Raw genomic sequence first — 1693 nt, forward strand, 5'->3', positions numbered from 1 at the left:
CCGCACCTACGGTTGCCAGGATGAACCCACCACCAGCGGCCCGACCAGCCCCAGCCCAACCACCCACCTCGGCGGTCCGAGGCGGAGCCTCACTGGTGCGGTGTCCACTAACGTTCACCGGGTTTGCGGTGGGTGTTGTGGATCCTCGCCTTGGGGGCGAGCGACTCCCCACCGGGTGGTGGGGCGGGCCTCCGCGGGCCAACGGATCCTCGCGCCGCCCGTGGTGGGCGGCGGGGGTCACGTCGGGACGCCGGCACCGGGTAGGTGCCGGCCGGCTCGACGGTGCTCGACCACCTGCGGCAGCACGACGGCTGTCGGGGTGGTGGTTCCGCCGCCCGGGGTGCGGGTGGCGATGATGGCGGCCGCGACGAGGTCGCGGTGCCCGGAGAAGCGGCAGTGCGGGCAGGACAACGTCCGGCCGCGGGGTTTCGGCACCCGGCGGTGGCAGGCGGGGCAGGTGGACGACGTGCCGCGTTCGTCGACCAGGTGGACGGTGATGCCGGCCAGGGTGGCCTTGTCGGTGAGGACCTGCAGGAGCCGTCCGATCTGCCACTGCCGTAGCCGCAGGTTGTGCCGCCGCCCCGCCGGCAGGTCCAACACCCCGCGAGGATCACCCACGTGCAACACACCCACCCGCTGCGCCACCGCCCAGGACACGACGCTACGGGCGGCCTCGTGCTGGGCCTGGCGGACCCGGCGTCGATGCCGGCCCTCCACCAGGCGTGCCCGACGCCGGTACTTGCGCCACCGCCGCGACCCCCGCGCACCCGGCTTCGGCGCTCGACGGGCCACGGCGCGGTGGCGGGCCTTGGTGTCGGCGAGGTGCATGCGGTGTTCGGCGCGTATCGCCCGCCCCGACACCAACAACCCCTCCCCGTCGGGGCCGGCCACGGCGTAGGGGTGGATGATTCCCACATCCACCCCGGCCACCCTGGCCGGGTCCGGTTCCTGGCCGGGCGGGTAGACCGTCACCGGCACCTCGGCGGTGACGTCGAGGAACAGGCGGCTGCCTTCGCAGAGCAGGGTGATCGAGCGGACCTGCCCGACTGGATACGGCACCTCCCGCGCCAGACGCACCCACAGAGGCGCAGTGCCCCGGGCGGTCGGGAGCCGGACCCGGCGGCGTCGAGGGTGAACGTACCGTGATACCAGCGCACCGGTACCAACCCCCGCCGGCGGCGCGGGAAACGGGCCGACAGGTCACCGGCCTGGCGGCGTTTCGCCGCCGCGAACCACGCATCGGAGAACCGGCGCAACACCGACCGGGCACCTGTGGTGTCCAGTTCGGCGAACGTGCCCGGCCCGGACGCCGCCAACTCCCGGCACAACTCCTGATAACCGGACAGGGGTACGTCCCGGCGGCGGCGCCGCCACGCGTTGACCTCCAGCACACACGCCCACACGTCACCGGCGCAGCGCAGCAGCCCGAAACACCGCCGCCGCTGCCCTGGCGTCACCCGCAACGCGACGCGCGCGGTGCGGTGCACGACCCGGGGAGCGGCGGGATCCCGACGGCGAGGCACGAACCGAAGACAACATCATCCCTACGACATTTCCCCAACCCCGACCAACCCGGCCAACGTTAGTGGACACGGCACCAGTGAGGCTCCGCCTCGGACCGCCGAGGTGGGTGGTTGGGCTGGGGCTGGTCGGGCCGCTGGTGGTGGGTTCATCCTGGCAACCGTAGGTGCGG

At 73.3% G+C, this 1693-nt stretch carries 1 protein-coding gene; it reads right to left on the reverse strand.

Going from position 1 to position 1693, the window contains the following annotated elements:
* Positions 1-237 precede the first annotated feature (237 nt).
* Positions 238-1152, reverse strand: a complete 915-nt coding sequence (locus JNW87_RS38435; protein ID WP_255544849.1) for a transposase — start codon at positions 1150-1152, stop codon at positions 238-240.
* Positions 1153-1693: the final 541 nt, after the last annotated feature.

The organism is Micromonospora sp. ATA51, from assembly GCF_016802855.1.
In the GTDB taxonomy this organism is placed as follows: Bacteria; Actinomycetota; Actinomycetes; order Mycobacteriales; family Micromonosporaceae; genus Micromonospora; species Micromonospora sicca.